The 19434-nt window shown below is 62.3% G+C and carries 20 protein-coding genes, 2 tRNA genes and 1 pseudogene; 17 read left to right on the top strand and 6 right to left on the bottom strand.

Features of this window, described 5'->3' with window-relative positions; genetic code table 11:
- The first annotated feature begins 3 nt into the window (after window positions 1–3).
- From SJY40_RS06375 to SJY40_RS06365, 3 genes are all read left to right on the top strand, one after another.
- Window positions 4–1713 (top strand): bifunctional sulfate adenylyltransferase/adenylylsulfate kinase, encoded by a 1710-nt coding sequence (locus SJY40_RS06375; protein WP_378943954.1) that lies wholly within the window; start codon window positions 4–6, stop codon window positions 1711–1713.
- Window positions 1714–1821: 108 nt separating this feature from the next.
- Window positions 1822–3258, top strand: coding sequence for an MFS transporter (locus tag SJY40_RS06370; RefSeq protein ID WP_378943951.1), 1437 nt, complete (start codon window positions 1822–1824; stop codon window positions 3256–3258).
- Window positions 3259–3290: 32 nt separating this feature from the next.
- Window positions 3291–4067: a hypothetical protein gene (locus SJY40_RS06365; RefSeq protein ID WP_378943948.1), complete on the top strand. Its 777-nt coding sequence runs from the start codon at window positions 3291–3293 to the stop codon at window positions 4065–4067.
- Here the strand turns inward: SJY40_RS06365 and SJY40_RS06360 are convergent.
- Both SJY40_RS06360 and SJY40_RS06355 read right to left on the bottom strand, forming a co-directional pair.
- Entirely contained in the window at window positions 4054–4281 is a 228-nt protein-coding gene (locus SJY40_RS06360) for a DUF1150 family protein (RefSeq protein ID WP_378943946.1), read from the bottom strand. The genes SJY40_RS06365 and SJY40_RS06360 overlap by 14 nt on opposite strands.
- Before the next feature lie 10 nt (window positions 4282–4291).
- Window positions 4292–4702, bottom strand: coding sequence for an Hsp20 family protein (locus tag SJY40_RS06355; RefSeq protein WP_378943943.1), 411 nt, complete (start codon window positions 4700–4702; stop codon window positions 4292–4294).
- A gap of 218 nt (window positions 4703–4920) precedes the next feature.
- Here SJY40_RS06355 and SJY40_RS06350 point away from each other — a divergent pair, with 218 nt between their 5' ends.
- The 4 genes and pseudogenes from SJY40_RS06350 (at window position 4921) to SJY40_RS06335 (ending at window position 7153) form a co-directional block, all read left to right on the top strand.
- A complete protein-coding gene (locus tag SJY40_RS06350) occupies window positions 4921–5139 on the top strand; it encodes a YdcH family protein (RefSeq protein ID WP_378948298.1) in 219 nt (72 codons plus the stop codon).
- A gap of 57 nt (window positions 5140–5196) precedes the next feature.
- The gene (purE, locus tag SJY40_RS06345) at window positions 5197–5682 is read left to right on the top strand and encodes a 5-(carboxyamino)imidazole ribonucleotide mutase (RefSeq protein WP_378943941.1); all 486 of its coding nucleotides are present in this window, start codon (window positions 5197–5199) and stop codon (window positions 5680–5682) included.
- A pseudogene (locus tag SJY40_RS06340) lies at window positions 5675–6710 on the top strand (5-(carboxyamino)imidazole ribonucleotide synthase). The gene purE and the pseudogene SJY40_RS06340 overlap by 8 nt, the downstream one beginning before the upstream one ends.
- Window positions 6707–7153 carry an NUDIX domain-containing protein gene (locus SJY40_RS06335; protein WP_378943938.1) on the top strand — a complete coding sequence of 149 codons (447 nt, stop codon included), beginning with the start codon at window positions 6707–6709 and terminating at the stop codon, window positions 7151–7153. The pseudogene SJY40_RS06340 and the gene SJY40_RS06335 overlap by 4 nt, the downstream one beginning before the upstream one ends.
- Before the next feature lie 30 nt (window positions 7154–7183).
- On the opposite strand, the gene purF is transcribed toward SJY40_RS06335, so the two are convergent.
- The 3 genes from purF to radA form a co-directional block, all read right to left on the bottom strand.
- Complete coding sequence (gene purF / locus SJY40_RS06330; protein WP_378943935.1) at window positions 7184–8671, bottom strand: amidophosphoribosyltransferase; 1488 nt, start codon at window positions 8669–8671, stop codon at window positions 7184–7186.
- 125 nt (window positions 8672–8796) lie between these two features.
- The gene (locus SJY40_RS06325) at window positions 8797–9384 is read right to left on the bottom strand and encodes a CvpA family protein (RefSeq protein WP_378943932.1); all 588 of its coding nucleotides are present in this window, start codon (window positions 9382–9384) and stop codon (window positions 8797–8799) included.
- 42 nt (window positions 9385–9426) lie between these two features.
- Window positions 9427–10803, bottom strand: a complete 1377-nt coding sequence (gene radA, locus SJY40_RS06320) for a DNA repair protein RadA (RefSeq protein WP_378943930.1) — start codon at window positions 10801–10803, stop codon at window positions 9427–9429.
- 137 nt (window positions 10804–10940) lie between these two features.
- Here radA and SJY40_RS06315 point away from each other — a divergent pair, with 137 nt between their 5' ends.
- From SJY40_RS06315 to SJY40_RS06300, 4 genes are all read left to right on the top strand, one after another.
- A complete protein-coding gene (locus SJY40_RS06315) occupies window positions 10941–12242 on the top strand; it encodes a lipoprotein-releasing ABC transporter permease subunit (protein ID WP_378943927.1) in 1302 nt (433 codons plus the stop codon).
- Window positions 12235–12900, top strand: a complete 666-nt coding sequence (locus SJY40_RS06310) for an ABC transporter ATP-binding protein (protein ID WP_378943924.1) — start codon at window positions 12235–12237, stop codon at window positions 12898–12900. The genes SJY40_RS06315 and SJY40_RS06310 overlap by 8 nt, the downstream gene beginning before the upstream one ends.
- A 65-nt stretch (window positions 12901–12965) precedes the next feature.
- On the top strand, window positions 12966–13373 hold the full coding sequence (locus tag SJY40_RS06305; RefSeq protein WP_378943922.1) for a c-type cytochrome: 408 nt from the start codon (window positions 12966–12968) through the stop codon (window positions 13371–13373).
- Window positions 13374–13871 (top strand): phosphatase PAP2 family protein, encoded by a 498-nt coding sequence (locus SJY40_RS06300; RefSeq protein ID WP_378943920.1) that lies wholly within the window; start codon window positions 13374–13376, stop codon window positions 13869–13871.
- Here the strand turns inward: SJY40_RS06300 and selD are convergent.
- Entirely contained in the window at window positions 13868–14935 is a 1068-nt protein-coding gene (gene selD / locus SJY40_RS06295) for a selenide, water dikinase SelD (protein WP_378943918.1), read from the bottom strand. The two genes, SJY40_RS06300 and selD, sit on opposite strands and share 4 nt — an antisense overlap.
- Window positions 14936–15101: 166 nt before the next feature.
- Between selD and tig the strand changes: the two genes are divergently transcribed.
- From tig to SJY40_RS06265, 6 genes are all read left to right on the top strand, one after another.
- Window positions 15102–16436: a trigger factor gene (gene tig, locus SJY40_RS06290; protein WP_378943916.1), complete on the top strand. Its 1335-nt coding sequence runs from the start codon at window positions 15102–15104 to the stop codon at window positions 16434–16436.
- Between the two features lie 125 nt (window positions 16437–16561).
- The gene (locus SJY40_RS06285) at window positions 16562–16984 is read left to right on the top strand and encodes a DUF1489 family protein (protein ID WP_378943914.1); all 423 of its coding nucleotides are present in this window, start codon (window positions 16562–16564) and stop codon (window positions 16982–16984) included.
- A 48-nt stretch (window positions 16985–17032) separates the two neighbouring features.
- Window positions 17033–17106, top strand: a tRNA-Gly gene (locus tag SJY40_RS06280).
- Window positions 17107–17168: 62 nt separating this feature from the next.
- Entirely contained in the window at window positions 17169–17699 is a 531-nt protein-coding gene (locus SJY40_RS06275) for a histidine phosphatase family protein (RefSeq protein WP_378943912.1), read from the top strand.
- Window positions 17700–17767: 68 nt separating this feature from the next.
- Window positions 17768–17842: transfer RNA gene (locus SJY40_RS06270), tRNA-Val, on the top strand.
- 144 nt (window positions 17843–17986) lie between these two features.
- Window positions 17987–19288, top strand: coding sequence for an NAD(P)/FAD-dependent oxidoreductase (locus SJY40_RS06265; protein WP_378943910.1), 1302 nt, complete (start codon window positions 17987–17989; stop codon window positions 19286–19288).
- Window positions 19289–19434: the final 146 nt, after the last annotated feature.

The raw sequence follows: 19434 nt of genomic DNA, 5'->3' as shown, positions 1-19434 counted from the left end.
CACATGACCAATCCGAACCAGACCCCGATCCCCGAGCTTTACGTCTCGGCCGATGCTGCCGCAGCCCTGAAGGACGAAGCTGGCAACATGCCCAGCTGGGACTTGACCCCGCGTCAGATCTGCGACCTTGAGCTGCTGATGAACGGCGGCTTCAACCCGCTGAAAGGCTTTTTGACCGAGGCCGACTATGACGGCGTCGTCAACGACATGCGTCTGACCTCGGGCGCGCTGTGGCCGATGCCGATCAACCTGGACGTGTCCGAGAAGTTCGCCGAAGGGCTGGAGCCGGGCACCGACATCGCACTGCGCGATCAGGAAGGCGTCATTCTGGCCGTGATGTCGGTGACCGACAAATGGGTCCCGAACAAAGCGTTGGAAGCGGAAAAGGTCTTCGGTGCAGACGATCTGGCCCATCCGGCTGTGAACTATTTGCACAATTCGGCAGGTCCGGTTTATCTGGGCGGTCCGGTCAAGGGTCTGCAGACCCCGACGCATTACGATTTCCGCGCCCGTCGCAATACGCCGAACGAACTGCGCACCTTCTTCAAGAAGCTGGGCTGGAACCGTGTCGTGGCCTTCCAGACGCGCAACCCGCTGCACCGCGCGCATCAGGAACTGACCTTCCGCGCCGCACGCGAAGCACAGGCCAACCTGCTGATCCATCCGGTTGTCGGCATGACCAAGCCGGGCGACGTCAACCACTTCACCCGCGTTCGTTGCTATGAAGCGGTGCTGGACAAATATCCGGCCGCCACGACCAACCTGTCGCTGTTGAACCTTGCCATGCGTATGGCTGGTCCGCGCGAAGCCGTCTGGCACGGTCTGATCCGCGCCAACCACGGCGTGACGCACTTCATCGTCGGCCGCGACCACGCCGGCCCCGGCAAGAACAGCGCCGGCGACGATTTCTACGGTCCCTATGACGCGCAGGACCTGTTCCGCAAATACGAAGACGAAATCGGCGTCACCATGGTCAACTTCAAGCACATGGTCTATGTGCAGGAACGCGCCCAGTACGAACCGGCCGACGAGATCGAAGAAGGCGTGACCGTCCTGAACATCAGCGGCACCGAACTGCGTCGCCGTCTGCGTGAAGGTCTGGACATTCCGGAGTGGTTCAGCTTCCCCGAGGTTGTCCAGCAGCTGCGCCGCACTTCGCCCCCGCGTGCCCAACAGGGCTTCACGGTATTCTTCACCGGCCTGTCGGGTTCGGGCAAATCGACCGTCGCGAACGCCTTGATGGTCAAACTGATGGAGATGGGTGGCCGTCCCGTGTCGCTGCTGGACGGTGATGTCGTCCGCAAGCATCTGTCGTCCGAGCTGGGCTTCAGCAAGGAACACCGCGACATCAACATCAAGCGCATCGGCTATGTTGCCTCGGAAATAACCAAGAACGGTGGCATCGCGATCTGTGCGCCCATCGCGCCCTATACCGCGACCCGTCGCGCTGTGCGTGAGATGGTCGAAGCTGGCGGTGCCTTCGTCGAGATCCATATCTCGACCCCGCTGGAAGAATGCGAACGCCGCGACCGCAAGGGCCTCTACAAGCTGGCGCGCGAAGGCAAGATCAAGGAATTCACCGGTATTTCCGATCCCTATGAAGAACCCACCAAGGCTGAACTGACCGTCAACACCACCGATATCGACGTCAACGGCGCGGCCCATCAGGTCCTGCTGAAGCTGGAAGCCATGGGCCTGATCGGCCTCAGCTGATCGACCCGCAGATGATGGATCGGCCCCGGTGCGACACCGGGGCCGTTTCGCATTCGGAACCATTCCGCCCCGTCACGGTTCGTCAGCAACCCGCCCCATGAGGATCCCATGCAAAGCAGTCAAGAAACCAAGCCCGGGATCAACCCTTGGGTCACAGCCGTCCTGCTGCTGATGGGCAACTTCATGAACCTGATCGACGTCAGCATCGTGAACGTGGGCCTGCCCTCGATCCAGCGCGACCTGTCGGCCAGCGAAACGCAGATCGAATGGGTCTCGGCGGCCTATGTGCTGGCGTTTGCGGCGGGGCTGCTGCCCTGCGGTCGGTTCGGGGACAAGCTGGGGCGCAAGCGTCTGTTCGTGACAGGTGTCACGGTCTTCACGATCGCCTCGGTCTTTTGCGGATTGGCGCCCAGTATCGATGTGCTGATCGGGTCGCGTGCCCTGCAGGGCATCGGCGGGGCCATGATGGTGCCGCAGGTCATGGCGATCATGCATGTCATCTTCGCCCCCGAGGAAAAGGCCAAGGCCTTTGCACTGGCGGGTGTCATCGTCAGCCTTGGCGCGGTCATGGGGCCGCTGCTGGGGGGCGTGCTGATCACGGCAGACATCTATGGTCTGGGCTGGCGTCCGATCTTCCTGGTCAACCTGCCTGTGGGGGCACTGGTCGTCCTTGGCGGGTTGAAGCTGATCCCGCGGCTTTCGTCGTCGCGTACCTTGGCGATCGACTGGTGGGGCGTTCTGCTGTTCGCGCTGACGATCACGCTGATCGTCCTGCCCATGGTCGAGGGGCCGCTGCTGGGTTGGCCGCTGTGGTGTCTGGCGCTGCTGGGCCTGTCGGTGCCGACGGGCATCATGTTCGTGCGCCGTCAGTTCAGCCTTGCCGACGCCGGAAGGGAACAGCTGTTGCCCGCGCAGTTGATGAAGGACGGTGGCTTCATGTCCGGCATCATCATCGTCTTGCTGCATTTTTCGGCCATTCCGGGGTTGTTCCTGATCCTTGCGATCTATTTCCAGACAGGCTTCGGCTTCAGTCCGCTGCAATCGGGTCTGGCGACCGCGCCCTTCCCATTGGGCATCATGCTGGGCAGCTGGATCACCGGTCGTTTCGGCACGCGCCTGCTGACCACCCGCATCGCCGTGGGGGCGGGGTTGATGGTCGTGGGCATGCTTTATCTGCGCCATGTCGCCGGAAACCCGCCCGCGCAGCTGCAGCTGACGACACTGTCGCTGCCGTTGGCCTTGAACGGACTGGGCATGGGACTGGCGATTTCGCCAATGTTCCAGATGGTCCTGCGCAGCGTTCCCGGTCATATCGCCGGGGCTGCAACCGGTGGCATGCAGGCGTTCCAGCAAGTGGGCGCGGCCATCGGCATCGCCATTGCCTCCAGCATGTTCTTCGTTCAGCTTCAGGACGGGCAGGGCGATTATGCAGGCGCGATGCATTACGCGCTGACCTATCAGGTCGTCGTCTTTTCCGCGATCCTGCTGATCCTGCTGACACGCGGCATCGTCCTGCGCCGTCGTGAACGGTTGGTGGCAGCATAAGGATGTGGCGATCATCGCTTGAGGTCTTCGACATGGCGTCCGGCCTTGTCCGCGTTATTTGTCGAAGTGATCAAGTCTTCGAGGCGCCGAACTGGCACCCCGACGGCTGGTTTCTGGTCAACAGTGGTGGACGCCTTCTCCGGGCGGATGAAACCGGGCTGACCCCAATTCAGACGGGGTCAAACGAACGTTGCAACAACGACCACGGCCTGCTTGCTGATGGGCGGATTGTGTTTTCCGCCCATGATGGGACCGGCGCGGGGATGCATCTGTTCGACGGGCAGGAATGTCACCCCGTCGGTTTGCCAAGACCCAGTTGGTGGCACGGGGCGCATGGCAGTTTGCTGACATATGCCTGTGTCCAGGGTGGCGACCGTGTGGTGCGCATTGCCACATATGATCTGGAAACAGGAACCGAGACGGTCCTGACACCCGACACCGCTCATCATGACGGTCCGGACTTTTCACCCTGTGGAGAGTTCATTTGGTACAATAGTGACGCGACGGGGCATGCCCAGATATGGCGGATACGGCGGGATGGAAGCCACGCCATGCCGGTGTTTCGCGATGAAAACGTAAACTGGTTTCCGCATCCGTCGCCGTGTGGGCGTTACGTGATCTATCTGGTCTATCCGCCGGGGACCGAAGGGCACCCTGCGGACATGTCGGTTCAGATCCATGCCATGGACCCTGACGGCAGCAATCGGCGGAAACTGCTGGACCTGCATGGTGGGCAGGGCACGATGAACGTGCCCTGCTGGTCGCCCGACGGAGGGGCGTTCGCCTATGTCAGGTTCAATGAACGCTGACGGGCTGAAGCTCATTCTGGCGGGCGATCGTAAAGGCCAGGTTGCGGTCGCGAACCAAGGCCAGACGCTCGCCCTCGACGTCATGGACGGCATACATGGCGCTGACACCATCCAGCTTGTCCTGAACGTCCTGCGGCAAGGAACTGGTCGCGACCTTCCGGACATAGACGGTTTGCGCCAGTTGGCTGTCGCCGAAATCGAATTTGGTATCCATGGTGATCCCCTTACTTGCGGCTGATCGGAATGGTCTGGACGACCTGTTCGGGCTGAACCCGGCGCAGATCGACGTGAAGAAGGCCGTTTTCCATCGCAGCCGAGATGACCTCGACCCCGTCGGCCAGCACGAAACTGCGCTGGAAGGCCCTTGCGGCGATGCCACGATGCAGGAAAACGCGGTCTTCCTCGGTCTCGGGCATGCGGCCACGGATCACCAACTGGCGATCCTCGGTGGTGACACCCAGATCCTCTTCGCGGAACCCTGCAACGGCCAGCGTGATCCTGAAGCCGTCGGGTGCCATGTGTTCGATGTTATAGGGAGGATATCCCTCACCGCCCTTGGCGGCGCGTTCGGCCAAGCGCTCCAATTGGTCGAAACCCAGCAGGTAGGGGTGCGACCCCAGCGAAATTTTCGTCATCTCAGCCCTTTGCTTTCAAGCGACTGTGCCGGCCCCATGTCCCGATCTTCGGCGACCGTGGCCTTGGGTGCAATATGTGAACCCATGGGCCATCTTGCAAGAACTTCGCGCCAAGGGACCGGAATGACGCGCCGAAACACGACCCACGGGTGCATGATTTTGTTAACATGAACGGCATTTGCGGCTATAAGAAGGAAAACAACGGCACCTTCGGTCAGATGAATATCCAGCACTCCATGAACCATGACGACATCTGCCGCGCGCGCCTTGAAGCGCTGCGCTGCGAGCACCGCGATCTGGACGAGGCGATCGCCGCCCTTCACGGGCAGCAGCTGTCGCCCTCGCTTGCGCTGCAACGGTTGAAAAAGCAGAAACTGTCGCTGAAGGACCGCATCGCCCGGCTGGAGGATGAACTGACGCCCGACATCATCGCCTGATTGCGACCGGCCCCGTGGCGCGCTATGCGATAGCCAGCAAAAACTTGGGGGCAAGCGATGGAAACACCGGTGGGAATTATCATGGGCAGCCAGTCGGACTGGCCTACCATGCGCGAGGCTGCGGCCATTCTGGACCAGCTGCAAATTCCGTACGAAGCCAAGATCGTCAGTGCCCATCGCACGCCTGACCGGCTGTGGGATTACGGCAAGACGGCAGTTGATCGCGGGCTGAAGGTCATCATTGCAGGGGCGGGCGGGGCCGCGCATCTGCCGGGCATGATGGCGTCCAAGACGCGTGTTCCGGTGATCGGCGTGCCGGTCCAGACCAAGGCGCTGTCGGGCGTGGACAGTCTTTATTCCATCTTGCAGATGCCCAAGGGTTACCCCGTGGCAACCATGGCCATCGGTGCAGCCGGTGCTGCGAATGCAGGCCTGATGGCGGCAGGCATTCTGGCCATCAGCGATCCCGATCTGGCGCAGCGCTTGGACGACTGGCGCGAGGCGCTGTCGGCCTCGATCCCGCAGGAGCCGCGCGATGAGTGATGTCCGCACCATCGGCATTCTGGGCGGCGGCCAACTGGGCCGGATGCTGTCCGTGGCCGCCAGCCGTCTTGGCATCCGTTGCCATATCTATGAACCCGGCACCTCGCCGGCGGCTGACGTGGCATGGCGGGTGACCCATGCCCCCTATGACGACCAGGACGCGCTGCAAACCTTTGCGGAATCCGTTGAACGTCATCACCTACGAATTCGAGAATGTCCCGACTTCGGCATTGGATCTGCTGGAGAAAATCTGCCCTCTTCATCCTAATCGCAAGGCGCTTTCGGTGTCTCAGGATCGGGTGACGGAAAAGACCTTCCTGAACGAGATCGGCTTGACCACGGCCCCCTTTGCCGATGTCCCCAATGAGGATGCTCTGGCCGGGGCGATAGACCAGATCGGTCGGCCGTCGATCCTGAAGACCCGCCGCATGGGTTATGACGGCAAGGGTCAGGTGCGGATCGGTGACGGTCCGGCGGAATGGACCGGGGCTCCCTCGGTTCTGGAAGGCTTCGTCGATTTCACCGCCGAGATCAGCGTCATCATCGCGCGCGGCACCGACGGTCAGGTCGCGGCCTTCGACCCCGGCCTGAATGTCCATCAGGATGGCATCCTGCACACGACGACGGTTCCCTGTGGCCTTCATGCGCGCGTCACGACCGATGCGGTGCTTTGCGCCGCGCGCATTGCCAACGCGTTGGATTACGTCGGCGTCATGGGGGTCGAGCTGTTCGTGACGCCCGATGGCCTGATTGTGAACGAGATCGCGCCGCGGGTCCATAATTCCGGTCACTGGACGCAGGCTGGCTGTGCCGTCGATCAGTTTGAACAGCACATCCGCGCCGTCGCAGGCCTTCCCTTGGGTGACGGCAAGCGTTACGCCGATGTGGTGATGGAGAACCTGATCGGCGATGATATGGACCGCGTCCCCGAGCTGCTGGCGACGCCGGGCGTGCAGGTGCATCTTTATGGCAAGGGCGAGCCGCGTCCGGGTCGCAAGATGGGCCATGTCAATCGGATCACCGCATGAGGCCAACGCGCCCAAGGTTGGCGGTTCGCGCCGCCATTCTTCACAATGACCGGCTGCTGATGGTGAATGCCTATCCGGGGCAGAAATCCGATCTATGGTGTCTGCCTGGCGGCGGGGTCGAACCCGCGCAATCGCTGCCTCAGAATCTCCAACGCGAAGTGTCCGAGGAAACCGGGCTGTCGGTGCAGATCGGTGTTCCGATCCTGGTCAATGAATTCCATGACCCGCGCGGCAGTTTTCATCAGGTCGAGCTGCATTTCCGGGCGACCTTGACCGGTTCGGACGCTATCACGCTGGAAGACCCCGATCGGGTGGTGAACAGGTTCAAATGGGTGACGCGCGATCAGCTGGCGCAGTTGCGGCACAAGCCGGACGGTTTGGCCGATGCGGTCTGGGGGCAAAATGCCGCCATCTATGATCCGCTGGAGGCGATCATCATGTGAAAAGGGGCGCCAAACGGCGCCCCTTTGCGTTCATTCCGCGGCCTGAACGTCCGTTTCCGAACCCGGCTTCATCTGGAAGCCACGCTCCAGCTGGTCGAACGGCGCGACCGGATAGTCACCCGAGAAACAGGCGTCGCAATATTGCGGGCATTTGTTATTGCGCCCCTCGGCCTCGCCCACGGCGCGATAAAGACCGTCCAGTGACACGAAGGACAGGCTGTCAACGCCGATCCATTTGCGCATTTCCTCGGGCGTCATGTTTGCGGCCAACAGCTTGTCACGGTCGGGCGTGTCAACGCCATAGAAGCACGGCCAGGCAGTCGGGGGCGAGGCGATGCGGAAGTGAACCTCGGCCGCGCCTGCGTCCAGGATCATGTCCTTGATCTTGCGGCTGGTGGTGCCGCGCACGACGCTGTCGTCGACCAGAACCACCCGCTTGCCGGCAATCAGCGCACGATTGACGTTCAGTTTCAGACGCACGCCCATATTTCGGATCTGCTCGGACGGCTCGATGAAGGTCCGGCCCATATACTGGTTGCGGATGATCCCCATGCCGTAGGGAATGCCCAATTCCTGCGCATAACCGATGGCGGCGGGGGTGCCGCTGTCGGGAACGGGGCAGACCAGATCAGCCTCGACCGGGGCTTCGCGGGCCAGTTCCACACCGATCTGGCGGCGGGTCTCATAGACGGAACGCCCGCCGATGATCGAATCGGGGCGCGAGAAATAGACATGTTCGAAGATGCAGAACCGTCCCGTCGACGGCCCGAAAGGACGCGAGCTTTCGATCTTGCCCTTTGAAATCACCACCATCTCGCCCGGCTCGATCTCGCGGATGAATTCGGCGCCGATGATGTCCAGCGCACAGGTTTCGGACGACAGGATATAGCCATCCTCGCCCACGCGACCCAGAACCAGCGGGCGGACGCCCAAGGGATCGCGCACGCCCATCAGCTTGGTGCGGGTCATGGCGATGACGCTGAACGCGCCTTCGATGCGGCGAAGGGCATCCTTCATCCGTTCGGGAATGTTGCGCTGGATCGAACGCGCCATCAGGTGAATGATGCATTCGCTGTCGCTGCTGGACTGGAAGATGCTGCCACGCTCGATCAGTTCGCGGCGCAGGGCGGCGGCATTGGTGATATTGCCGTTATGGGCGATGGCCGAGCCGCCCATGTGAAACTCGCCGAAGAATGGCTGCACGTCGCGGATGGCGGTCGCGGCCTTGGTTCCGGCGGTCGAATAACGCACATGGCCGATGGCCAGTGAACCGGGGAGCGTGGCCATCAGTTCCGGCTTGGTGAAGTTGTCGCGGACATAGCCGAAGCGATGGGCGCTGTTGAACCCGTGTTCGGGATCATGGGCGACGATGCCGCCTGCCTCTTGGCCCCGATGTTGCAGGGCGTGCAATCCAAGAGCCACGAAATTGGAGGCATCGGCCACGCCGATCACACCGAATACTCCGCATTCTTCATGCAGTCGGTCCGAATCGAACGGATGGGCCAGGAAGGGTTTCATGGGCACGTCCTGAGGTCTGGGGGCATATGGGGGCTATGTAGTCCCCGTGCCGCATAAAGTCACGCCCCCGCAAACGAGCGAGGGCGCTTTTTCGTCATTCGACTGTCGCAAACAGGCGGGGTGCCTTAGTTGGTCGCAGCGGGGCTGACCGTTTCGCCGCTGGCGGTGCAGGCCATGACCATCTGTTCATAGCGGTTCACGATCCAGCCCGGCGCATCTGCGGGGATCTGTTCGTCCATCTGCGTGCGCATGCGTTCGAAGACCTGCGCCGAGCGCGAATTTTCGACCATCGCGACCGACTGGCTGGTCATCACGCGGTCATAGACGATGAAAGCGATCGCCACCAACAGCACGCCACGCGCCACGCCGAACAGAAACCCGATGCCCTGATCGATGCCGCCCACTGCCGAGCGCTGGACGACCGATGAAAACAGTGGCGTGACGATGGAAAACACCACCAGTGCCAGCGCGAAGACCACGGCGAAGGCGGCAATCGTTGCCAGTTCGCAACTGTCGCCCATGAAACGGTCCAGCACGGGGATCTGGGCGATCATCGGACGCACGGTCGGCGCGAACAGGAAGGCAAGGATTGCCGCTCCGATCCATCCCAGGATCGCCAGCGATTCGCGAACGAAGCCGCGCGACCACGCAAGAATTGCCGAAAGGATGATGACACCTGCCACCACCGCATCGATGATCGTAAATCCGTCCATTGACCTGCCCCTTGCGCCGGTTGTTCATGTAATACAGGTGCTTCAGCCGGCGCCGAAAATGTCACCCACAAATCCCGTCAGGTCGGTAACGCGCTTCAACGTCATACCGCCTTTTTTATCGTCACTGCCCTCGACCTTCTGGCCGTCCGGCAAAATCGCTTGTGAAAAACCAAGTTTCCGCGCTTCTTTCAACCTGTTTTCCGCCTGAGCGACAGGGCGCAATGCGCCCGACAGGCTGATTTCGCCGAAAAGAACCGCTTCGGGGGGCAGTGGGCTGTCTTCGCGCGCCGACAAAAGCGCGCCCGCGATGGCCAGATCGGCGGCGGGTTCGACGACCTTCATGCCGCCCGCGACGTTCAGGAAGACATCAAGTCCCGCAAAGGGAATGCCGCAGCGCGCTTCCAGCACCGCAAGGATGGTGCTGACGCGTCCGCTATCCAAACCCACCACCGTGCGGCGCGGGCTGGCGAGGGTGGATGGGGCGACAAGGGCCTGAACCTCGGTCAGGACGGGGCGGGTGCCTTCGATACCTGCAAAGACCGCGCTGCCCGCGATGGGTTGCCCGCGTTCGGACAAAAACAGCGCCGAGGGGTTCGACACCTCGGCCAGACCCGCGCCGGTCATCTCGAACACGCCGATTTCCCCCGAGGGGCCGAAGCGGTTCTTGACGCTGCGCAGGATGCGGAACTGGTGGCCACGCTCGCCCTCGAAATAGATGACGGTATCGACCATGTGCTCGACCACGCGGGGACCGGCGATCTGGCCTTCCTTGGTGACATGGCCGACCAGAATGACCGCCACGCCGCGGCGCTTGGCGAAGGTGACCAGTTCGTGCGCTGCAGCGCGGACCTGCGCCACGCTGCCCGGCGCGGCCTCGACCGTGTCGGACCACAGCGTCTGGATGGAATCGATCACCACCACGTCAGGGCGTTCGGCGTCCAGCGTCGTCAGGATGTCGCGCAGGTTGGTTTCGGCGCCAAGGCGCATCGGAGCCTCGGCCAGACCCAGACGAACGGCGCGCATGCGGACCTGTGCGCTGGCTTCTTCACCGCTGAAATAGATGGCGTTCAGGCCACGCATCGAAAAGGCGGCAGCCGCCTGCAGCAGCAGGGTCGATTTGCCGATGCCCGGATCGCCGCCGACCAGCAGCGCGGACCCTGGAACAAGACCGCCACCCAGCACGCGGTCCATCTCCTCTAGCCCCGACAGGCAGCGGGGCGGGGGTGGTTCGGTGGTGGACAGGCCCGACAGAGGCACCGCGCGGCCTTTGTGCGCACCAAGGCCGCGACCGGGGCCCTGGGACAGGGGGGCCTCTTCGATGATGGTGTTCCAGGCACCGCAGGATTCGCAGCGTCCGGCCCATTTCTTGTGGGCGGCACCGCAGGCGGTGCATGTGAATGCAGAGGAGTTCTTTGCCATGGGCCGATATGTGACACTTGGGATCGGCCGTCGCAAGTTGGGTATTTGCACAACCGAGAAATCCTCACGCCATTGTCGGCTTGATCTTTGACGGTCACGGGGTCAGGGTCTGCGCGGATTTCCAGCAGGCTTAGATCATGTCCAGCCCCAGACCTTTTTCGCGTTTCGAATTCATGATCGCGTGGCGTTATTTGCGCGCGCGCCGGGCCGAGGGCGGGGTCAGCGTCATGACCTGGATCAGCCTGATCGGCGTTGCGCTTGGGGTGATGGCGCTGATCGCCACGCTGGCCGTGCGCGCCGGTTTCAGGGCCGAGTTCGTGGATACGATCCTTGGGGCGAATGCGCATACCACCGTCTATATGGCGCCCAGGCAGGTCACCAACGAATATACCGACGACGTCTATGTCGTGCCCGGCAAGATCGACGATTATGAGGATGCCGCGGCAAAGTTAGCCCAGATCCCGGGGGTCACGCGTGCGGCGGCGATCGTCAAGGGGCAGGTCATGGCATCCGCCAACGACAGCAACAATGTGGCCGAGGTATTCGGTGTTTCCGCGGATGACCTGCAGGCGATGCCGCGGATCGTCGATCCGGAAACCTCGCAGGGTGATCTGGCAAATTTCGACAAGGGCATTGCCATCGGACAGGGCATTGCACGCGAATTGAACGTGGGCTTGGGCGACAAGATCCGCCTGATCGCGCCGGAAGGCGCACGGACCGCATTCGGCACCACGCCGCGCGTCAGCGCATACGAAGTGACGTTCATTTTCAGCGCCGGTCGCTATGACATCGACCGGACGCGCATCTATATGCCCATCGCCGAGGCGCAGAGTTATTTCAACCGCGAAGGCGTCGCGGATGAGATCGAGGTCTTTGTTGACAACCCTGAAAACGTCGATCAATGGGCGCTGCCGCTGATGCGGGCCATGGGCGAGGGCGCGCAGGTCTGGAGCTGGCGCGACGCCTCTGGGTCGTTCCTGTCAGCATTGGATATGGAGGATGACGTCATGTTCGTCATCCTGTCGGTGCTGGTGCTGATCGCCTCGATGAACATCACCAGCGGCTTGATCATGCTGGTCAAGAACAAGGGCCGCGACATCGGTATCCTGCGGACCATGGGCCTGACCGAGGGGTCGGTTCTGCGGGTCTTCTTCCTGTGCGGTGCCTTCACCGGCATCATCGGCACCATCGCGGGCGTTATTCTGGGCGTGTTACTGGCGCTGAACGTCGACAACATCATGGCGGCGCTGAACGGCCTGACTAACGGCGGCGCGTGGCAGCCCGAGGTGCGCGGCATCTATCGCCTGCCGGCAGAATTGCGGGCGTGGGATATCCTGCGCGCGGTCGGTCTGTCGCTGACGCTGTCCTTCATCGTCACCATCTTCCCTGCGCGCCGTGCTGCACGCATGAACCCGGTCGAGGCGCTGCGCTATGAATGATGTGTTGAACCTGAAGGCTGTCGGCAAGACCTACGACAAGTCCGGTCCCGCACCTGTTGCCGTTCTGGACGGGCTGGATCTGACCGTCGCGCGGGGCGAGGTCGTGGCGTTGGTCGCGCCATCCGGTGCGGGGAAATCGACGCTGCTGCATATTGCGGGGTTGCTGGATACGCCCGACACTGGGCAGGTTCTGCTGAACGGGCGCGACATGACCGGTCTGCCGGATCGCGACCGAACCGAAGCGCGGCGGCAGGAATTGGGTTTTATTTATCAGTTCCACCACCTGCTGCCGGAATTCAGCGCGGCGGAAAACATCATCCTGCCGCAGCTGGCGAATGGTGTCTCGGCGCGTGATGCGGCGGCGCGGGCCGACATGTTGCTGGGCCACGTTGGGCTGTCGCATCGCGCCGCACATCGACCCGCGCAGATGTCGGGGGGCGAACAGCAGCGGGTGGCCTTCTGTCGGGCGCTGGCCAACGGGCCGTCCTTGTTGCTGGCGGACGAACCGACGGGAAATCTGGACCCAGAAACCTCGGATCGGGTGTTTGACGTTTTGATGTCGCTGGTGCGTGAAACGGGGCTCTCGGCGCTGATCGCCACGCATAACCACGCCTTGGCCGACCGGATGGACCGCGTGGTTCGACTGGCAAGCAGCTGATCGCCATTGCGCGGATATTCCGGGCGTTGCATGCTTGTTCGACAAGTTGACGCAGCGGGGGCAGGATGCGCGATATATTGACGATTTTGGCAGGTGGCACGGGGTTGGCTTTGCTGGTGGCGGCTTGCGCGCCGGAACAGCGGACCTCGGGGGCGGCGCGCGACTACGCCGAGAATTGCGCAGCCTGTCACGGTCCGGCAGGGCGCGGCAACGGTCCTGCCGCCGTGGGCATGACGCCCGCACCGCCCGATCTGACGCTGTTGTCCAGCCAGAACGAGGGCGTCTTTCCCAAGGCCCGCGTCATGGGCCAGCTGATCGGCAACACCATGGGCCGAAGTGAGGCGCATATGCCGATCTTCGAGGAATTGCGCAAAGGGCCGGTCGTGATGTTCGACGACGGCTCGGGCGATGCGGTGGCGACGCCGGCACGTGTGGTGGCGCTGGCCGATTACCTGCAGAGCCTTCAGCAATAGATGACGCGCTTTGCTGCAATCGTCACGGCGGTCATGCTGGCTACGCCGGCCACCGCCGATCCGTTCGAGGAGTTCGGTACATCGATGAAATACGGGCTGCCTCTGGCTGCGGCGGTCTGCGCGGCCGATCAGGGCCGCTTCGAGGATTTCGCCATCCGTGGTGCCGCGCAAGCGGTTATCGTGCTGGGTCTGAAGGCTGTCTTCGACGGCAGCGATATCGGGATGCGGCCTTCGGGGCTGGGGCGCGGGTTCCCGTCGGGGCATTCGGCAGCGGCGGGCTTCGGTGCGGCGGATCTGGCCAGCAAGTGCTTTGACGATCCGGGGCTGGGCGCGGCGGCCTATGGTGCGGCAGGGCTGGCAGCCGCAAGCCGTGTCCACGCGGGCGAACATACGCCCGCGCAAGTGCTGGCCGGGTCGCTGATTGGGATCAGCTTTGGCGCAGCCAGTTTCGGGTTCGGTGGCGAAGGTGCCTCGTTCGATCTGGGTCTGCGGTTCTAACCGATCACCACGCGCGGGGCGCTATTGGCCTGTCCGACCTTGCCGATGACAGTTGCATCGCCAAAGCCGTGGTCGGCAAAGCAGGCCGTCACCTGATCCAGCGCATCGGGGCTGCAGGCAACCAGCAGTCCGCCGCTGGTCTGTGGATCGGTCAAAAGCGCCCGCGCGCCCGCGTCGAACCCGTCAGGCAAGGCAACCCCCTTGCCATAGCTGTCCCAGTTGCGGCCCGACGCGCCCGTGACATGACCGGCATCGATCATCGCCTGAATGTCCGCCAGCTTGGGTACCGCATTCCAGTCGATGTGCAGATCGCAACCCGACCCGCGCGCCATTTCCAAAGCATGACCACCCAGGCCGAAGCCGGTGACATCCGTCATGGCATGAACGCCGGGAATCGCGGCCAGATCGGGGCCGGGGCGGTTCAGCTGGGTCGTCACCTGGATCATCCGGGCATAACCGGCATCGTCCAGCTGACCCTTCTTCAGCGCCGCCGACATCACGCCCACGCCAAGGGGCTTGCCCATCACCAGCAAATCACCGGTCTGCGCGTCGGCGTTCTTCTTCAGTTTGGCCGGATCGATCAGGCCCAAGGCGACAAGGCCATAGATCGGCTCGACCGAATCGATGGTATGGCCGCCCGCGATGGGAATGCCCGCCTGTCGGCAGATGTCGGCGCCGCCATCCAGAACCTTGGCGATGGTCTCATGCGAAATTGTGTTGATCGGCATGCCGACCACGGCCAGCGCCAGAATGGGTGTCGCGCCCATGGCGTAGACGTCGCTGATCGCATTGGTCGCCGCGATCTGGCCGAAATGGAACGGATCATCGACGACCGGCATGAAGAAGTCGGTGGTGGCGACCAGCGCCTGATGGTCGTTCAGCTGGTATACGGCCGCATCGTCGGATGTCTCGATCCCGACCAGCAGTTCGGGCGGGACGGGCAGAGCGGCGCTGCCCCGCAGCAGGCCGGACAGTACGCCGGGCGCGATCTTGCAGCCGCATCCGCCGCCATGTGCAAGCGAGGTCAGGCGCGGCTCGGGCGAGTCGGTGGTGTGTTGGGTCATGTGCATCGCTCCTGTGGCGGCAGTTTCGCGCGCAACATAGACCGGCAAGCGGGCTATATTCCAGCACCCCCGCTATCTGCTTGCAGGCGAACTGCACGAAGATTAGAACAGGCGAAATTTTCCGGCCGCCGCCTTATCGGTGGCCCTTCTTGCTATGAGGACGATGATGAACGTCAAGGAAACCCTGAACGACGGCCTGAAGCGTGGGTATCAGTTCACGCTGCCCGCCGCCGAACTGGCCGCCGCCGTCGATGCGAAGCTGAAAGAAGCCCAGCCCGAAGTCGAAGTGAAGGGCTTCCGCAAGGGCAAGGTCCCGATGGCCATGCTGAAGAAGCAGTTCGGCCCGCGCGTCCTGGGCGACGCCATGCAGGAAGCCATCGATGGCGCGCTGCGCGATCACCTGGAAACCTCGGGCGACCGTCCGGCGGTCCAGCCCAAGGTTGAAATGGCCGATGGCGAAAACTGGAAAGAGGGCGATGATGTCGTCGTCAACGTTTCCTATGAAAACCTGCCCGAGATCCCCGAGGTCGACCTATCGACCCTGAAGCTGGAAAAGCTGACGGTTCCGGCTGAAGAAGCTGCCGTGACCGAAGCGCTGGAAAGCCTGGCGAAATCGTCGCAGGCCTTCGAGGACCGCAAGAAGAACACCAAAGCCAAAAGCGGCGATCAGGTGACCATCGACTTCAAGGGCTTCGTCGACGGCGAAGCGTTCGAAGGCGGCGAAGCCGAAGATTACCCGTTGGTTCTGGGTTCGAACAGCTTCATCCCCGGTTTCGAAGACCAGCTGGTCGGCGTGAAGGTCGATGAAGACGTCAAGGTCGAAGTCAAGTTCCCCGAAGAATACGGCGCCGCCCATCTGGCCGGCAAGGACGCGACCTTCGAATGCAAGATCAAGGCCGTCAAAGCCCCGGTCGACGCCGAGATCAACGACGAGCTGGCAACGAAATTCGGTGCCGAAGACCTTGATGGTCTGAAGAAGCAGATCGCCGAGCGTCTGGAAGCCGAATACGCCGGTGCAGCCCGCGCGGTAATGAAGCGCGGCCTGCTGGACCAGCTGGACGAGAAAGTGAAGTTCGAGTTGCCGGCCTCGCTGGTCGATGCCGAAGCTTCGCAGATCGCCCACCAGCTGTGGCACGAAGAGAACCCCGAGGTTCACGATCACAACCACCCCGAGATCGAGACCACGGAAGAGCACAAGACCTTGGCCGAACGCCGCGTTCGCCTTGGCCTGCTGCTGGCAGAAATCGGCCAGAAGGCTGAAATCACTGTGAACGATCAGGAAATGACCCAGGCTGTCATGCAGGCTGCCCGTCAGTACCCCGGTCAGGAACGTGCCTTCTTCGAGTTCATCCAGCAGAACCAGCAGGCTCAGCAGCAGCTGCGCGCACCGATCTTCGAAGACAAGGTCGTCGATCACATTGCGGAAAAGGCCGATACCTCGACCAAGACCGTGACCAAGGAAGAGCTAGAAAAGGCCGTCGAGGCGCTGGACCAGCTGTGATCCGTCACATCTGAGACGTATCAGGGGCCGCATTTCGATGCGGCCCTTTTTCATGGGCGCGACCACGTTGTCCGCCTTGCATTCGGTCCCTTGAGTTGGGCGGTCGGGGATACTAACTGATCGTCATGGACGCGAAACTTCACCTGATGAAACTTTGCGTCGGCGCCGAAGGGCCCGACGATCTGGCCGCCTGGCAGAAGCAGCGTTTTGGCAAATCGCCAGCGATGCATGTGACCCGCATGTGGCCCAAGCGTGAAGAAGAACTGCTGGATGGTGGGTCGATCTTCTGGGTCTTCAAGGGCGTCATGCTGGCGCGTCAGCGGATATTGTCGCTGGATGAGGTCATCGGTCAGGACGGCATTCGCCGTTGTGGCCTTGTGCTGGACCGGGACCTGATCCGCGTGGCCGCGATCCCGCGCCGTGCCTTTCAGGGATGGCGCTATCTGAAGCCCGAAGATGCCCCCACCGATCTGCCGAAAGGGCGCCAGGCCGAGGAGGCGCTGCCCCCATCGATCGCGGCAGCGCTGGCCGAGATGGGGCTGCGGTGACCGGTGCTTCTTGACGACGCACAGAGGTTGGGTTACCGCAATGCCAAGGCGGGTGTAGCTCAATGGTAGAGCAGAAGCTTCCCAAGCTTACGACGAGGGTTCGATTCCCTTCACCCGCTCCAATTTCCTTAGCCGTGAATATGGTCGCAGCGTCGGTATGATGATGCTGCCTGATCTGTATCTGATGCGCCATGGACAGACGCATTGGAATGCTGCCGGGCGGTTGCAGGGCGCGCTGGACTCGGACCTTACGGCTACCGGCGTGGCTCAGGCGCGCCAGCAGGCGCAGCTGGTTCGCGACATCGATGCCATCCGCATCAGCAGCCCGCAGGGCAGGGCGGCACAAACCGCAGCGATCGTCTTCAAGGGCCGCGCATGGCACAACGACCCGCGCCTGTCCGAGATCGGCATCGGCGATTTCGCCGGTCGGAATGCTGCTGAACTGCGCGCGCAACATCCCTGGTTGTTCGAAGCGGGCAATCTGGCTTGGTACGATCACTGCCCCGGTGGCGAAGGTCTGGCCGCGCTGCGCGGGCGGTGCCTGTCGTTTCTGCATGACATCCAAGAACCGACCATTCTGGTGACCCATGGCGTGACACTGGCGATGCTGATCGCCCTTGGTACGGGGTGGAATTTCGACACGATCGGCCCGAATTTTATGCAGCAGGGGATCGTCCTACATCTGTCCGGGGGCCAGCTTCACCCGCTGAAGTAACAGCCGCGCAAAAATGCGTTTTCGGTCATTGATCATTCGCGATGATGGTGGCAAAAGCAATCCTGTATGGCCCGTTAGCTCAGTGGTAGAGCGTCCCGTTTACACCGGGTCGGTCGGCAGTTCGAATCTGTCACGGGCTACCATTTCTTCCCGACGATTTTGCGGTGATTTCCTGTGTCGGGCCATTTTGCCCGCCGTTTGAGCAATCACAATAGCGTTCTTTTACAATGCCTTGCGATGGGCGTAACGCAACACGCTTAGTCAATGCCGAAGAAGATGAGGGTCCAATGGGTCAACGCAAGCAAATCGTTATCGTGGGTGCGGGGTTCGGCGGATTGGAAGCGGCCAAGGGTCTGGAAAACTCGGGGCATGACGTGACCCTGATCGACAAGACCAACCACCACCTGTTCCAGCCGCTGCTGTATCAGGTCGCCACCGCGGCACTGTCGCCTGCCGATATTGCGGAAACGACGCGTTCGGTCCTGAAGGCCGACAATGTCACCGTGCTGATGGCCGAAGTGACAGACGTCGATACTGCGACGCGTCAGGTGATGACCGACACGGGGCAGGGGATCCCCTATGATTTTCTGGTCCTTGCTGCGGGTGCGGACTACAGCTTCTTTGGGCACGACGAATGGGCGGATGTGGCGCCAGTGCTCAAGACGCTGGATGATGCGCTGAGGGTCCGTGAAAAGCTGCTGAGCAGCCTCGAAGCTGCCGAACACATGACCGATGAGGCCGAACGTCGCCGTCTGCTGACCTTTGCCGTCGTTGGTGGTGGCCCGACCGGGGTCGAGATGGCCGGTTCGATCGCTGAACTGACGCGGTCGTCCGCAGGCCAATTCCGCCACATCCGCGCCGATGAAATCCGTATCAAACTGATCGAGGCCGGTCCCAAGATCCTGGGAACCTTCACGCCCAAACAATCTGCATACGCCCTTAGGGCCCTCGAACGCCACGGCGTCGAGGTCGTGCTGGACACCCCCGTGCGCGACATCACGACCGAGGGATTGCAGGCCGGGGACGACTGGATCGATTGCGCCTGCGTAATCTGGTGCGCCGGAACCAAGGCACGCAAGTCCGGTGAATGGATCGGGGCCGAGATGGCCCGCAACGGGGCCATCGTCGTCGGGCCGGATTGTGCCGTGCCGGGCATGCAGGATGTCTTCGCCATCGGCGACGTGGCCTCTTTCCGCCAACCCGACGGATCGCTGCTGCCGGGTCTTGCACCGGTGGCGAAACAGCAGGGCCGCTACGTCGCCAAGCTGATCCGCAACCGCATCGAAGGCCGCCCCGAAGGCAAGCCTTTCCGCTATCGCAACTGGGGATCGATGGCCGTAATCGGACGGTCCAAGGCCGTTGCCGATTTCGGCACGGTCAAGCTGAAAGGCTTTGTGGCGTGGCTGATCTGGTCCATCGTGCACCTGGGACTGCTGGTCAGCTTCCGCAATCGTCTGTCGGTCTATCTGAACTGGTGCTGGTGCTGGCTGACACGTCGGCAAGGCGCCCGCCTTGTGACCCGCCCGCACGAGGCTGGTCGGTCACGCACCATCCGCGACGATGCCGTCGTGGAGGCGCCAGAAGTCTGAAGCCAACGGTCAGGAACCCATGTCTAAGCTATTTTGCGATCTCAGGGCTGACGGCCGATTGATGGGGCTATGATCACCGAATTTCGGTAACTAGCTGTTCTCATCCCGGATGATCATAGAGACCCTCGTCGGACCGCGCTCTTCGT

The sequence above is a fragment of the Paracoccus sp. R86501 genome (assembly GCF_042466435.1).
In the GTDB taxonomy this organism is placed as follows: Bacteria; Pseudomonadota; Alphaproteobacteria; order Rhodobacterales; family Rhodobacteraceae; genus Paracoccus.
The sequence above is the reverse complement of the archived record's forward strand: the minus strand, read 5'-3'. Positions and strand labels throughout refer to the sequence as shown.

Coding starts and splice junctions, on each gene's coding strand:
- purE (WP_378943941.1), top strand. CDS start 5,197: ATGGAAACACCGGTGGGAATTATCATGGGCAGCCAGTCGGACTGGCCT.
- SJY40_RS06285 (WP_378943914.1), top strand. CDS start 16,562: ATGGACGCGAAACTTCACCTGATGAAACTTTGCGTCGGCGCCGAAGGG.
- purF (WP_378943935.1), bottom strand. CDS start 8,671: ATGAAACCCTTCCTGGCCCATCCGTTCGATTCGGACCGACTGCATGAA.
- radA (WP_378943930.1), bottom strand. CDS start 10,803: ATGGCAAAGAACTCCTCTGCATTCACATGCACCGCCTGCGGTGCCGCC.
- SJY40_RS06365 (WP_378943948.1), top strand. CDS start 3,291: ATGGCGTCCGGCCTTGTCCGCGTTATTTGTCGAAGTGATCAAGTCTTC.
- SJY40_RS06310 (WP_378943924.1), top strand. CDS start 12,235: ATGAATGATGTGTTGAACCTGAAGGCTGTCGGCAAGACCTACGACAAG.
- SJY40_RS06305 (WP_378943922.1), top strand. CDS start 12,966: ATGCGCGATATATTGACGATTTTGGCAGGTGGCACGGGGTTGGCTTTG.
- SJY40_RS06350 (WP_378948298.1), top strand. CDS start 4,921: ATGAATATCCAGCACTCCATGAACCATGACGACATCTGCCGCGCGCGC.
- SJY40_RS06265 (WP_378943910.1), top strand. CDS start 17,987: ATGGGTCAACGCAAGCAAATCGTTATCGTGGGTGCGGGGTTCGGCGGA.
- SJY40_RS06355 (WP_378943943.1), bottom strand. CDS start 4,702: ATGACGAAAATTTCGCTGGGGTCGCACCCCTACCTGCTGGGTTTCGAC.
- selD (WP_378943918.1), bottom strand. CDS start 14,935: ATGACCCAACACACCACCGACTCGCCCGAGCCGCGCCTGACCTCGCTT.
- SJY40_RS06370 (WP_378943951.1), top strand. CDS start 1,822: ATGCAAAGCAGTCAAGAAACCAAGCCCGGGATCAACCCTTGGGTCACA.
- SJY40_RS06275 (WP_378943912.1), top strand. CDS start 17,169: ATGCGCCATGGACAGACGCATTGGAATGCTGCCGGGCGGTTGCAGGGC.
- SJY40_RS06335 (WP_378943938.1), top strand. CDS start 6,707: ATGAGGCCAACGCGCCCAAGGTTGGCGGTTCGCGCCGCCATTCTTCAC.
- SJY40_RS06375 (WP_378943954.1), top strand. CDS start 4: ATGACCAATCCGAACCAGACCCCGATCCCCGAGCTTTACGTCTCGGCC.
- SJY40_RS06360 (WP_378943946.1), bottom strand. CDS start 4,281: ATGGATACCAAATTCGATTTCGGCGACAGCCAACTGGCGCAAACCGTC.
- tig (WP_378943916.1), top strand. CDS start 15,102: ATGAACGTCAAGGAAACCCTGAACGACGGCCTGAAGCGTGGGTATCAG.
- SJY40_RS06315 (WP_378943927.1), top strand. CDS start 10,941: ATGTCCAGCCCCAGACCTTTTTCGCGTTTCGAATTCATGATCGCGTGG.
- SJY40_RS06300 (WP_378943920.1), top strand. CDS start 13,374: ATGACGCGCTTTGCTGCAATCGTCACGGCGGTCATGCTGGCTACGCCG.
- SJY40_RS06325 (WP_378943932.1), bottom strand. CDS start 9,384: ATGGACGGATTTACGATCATCGATGCGGTGGTGGCAGGTGTCATCATC.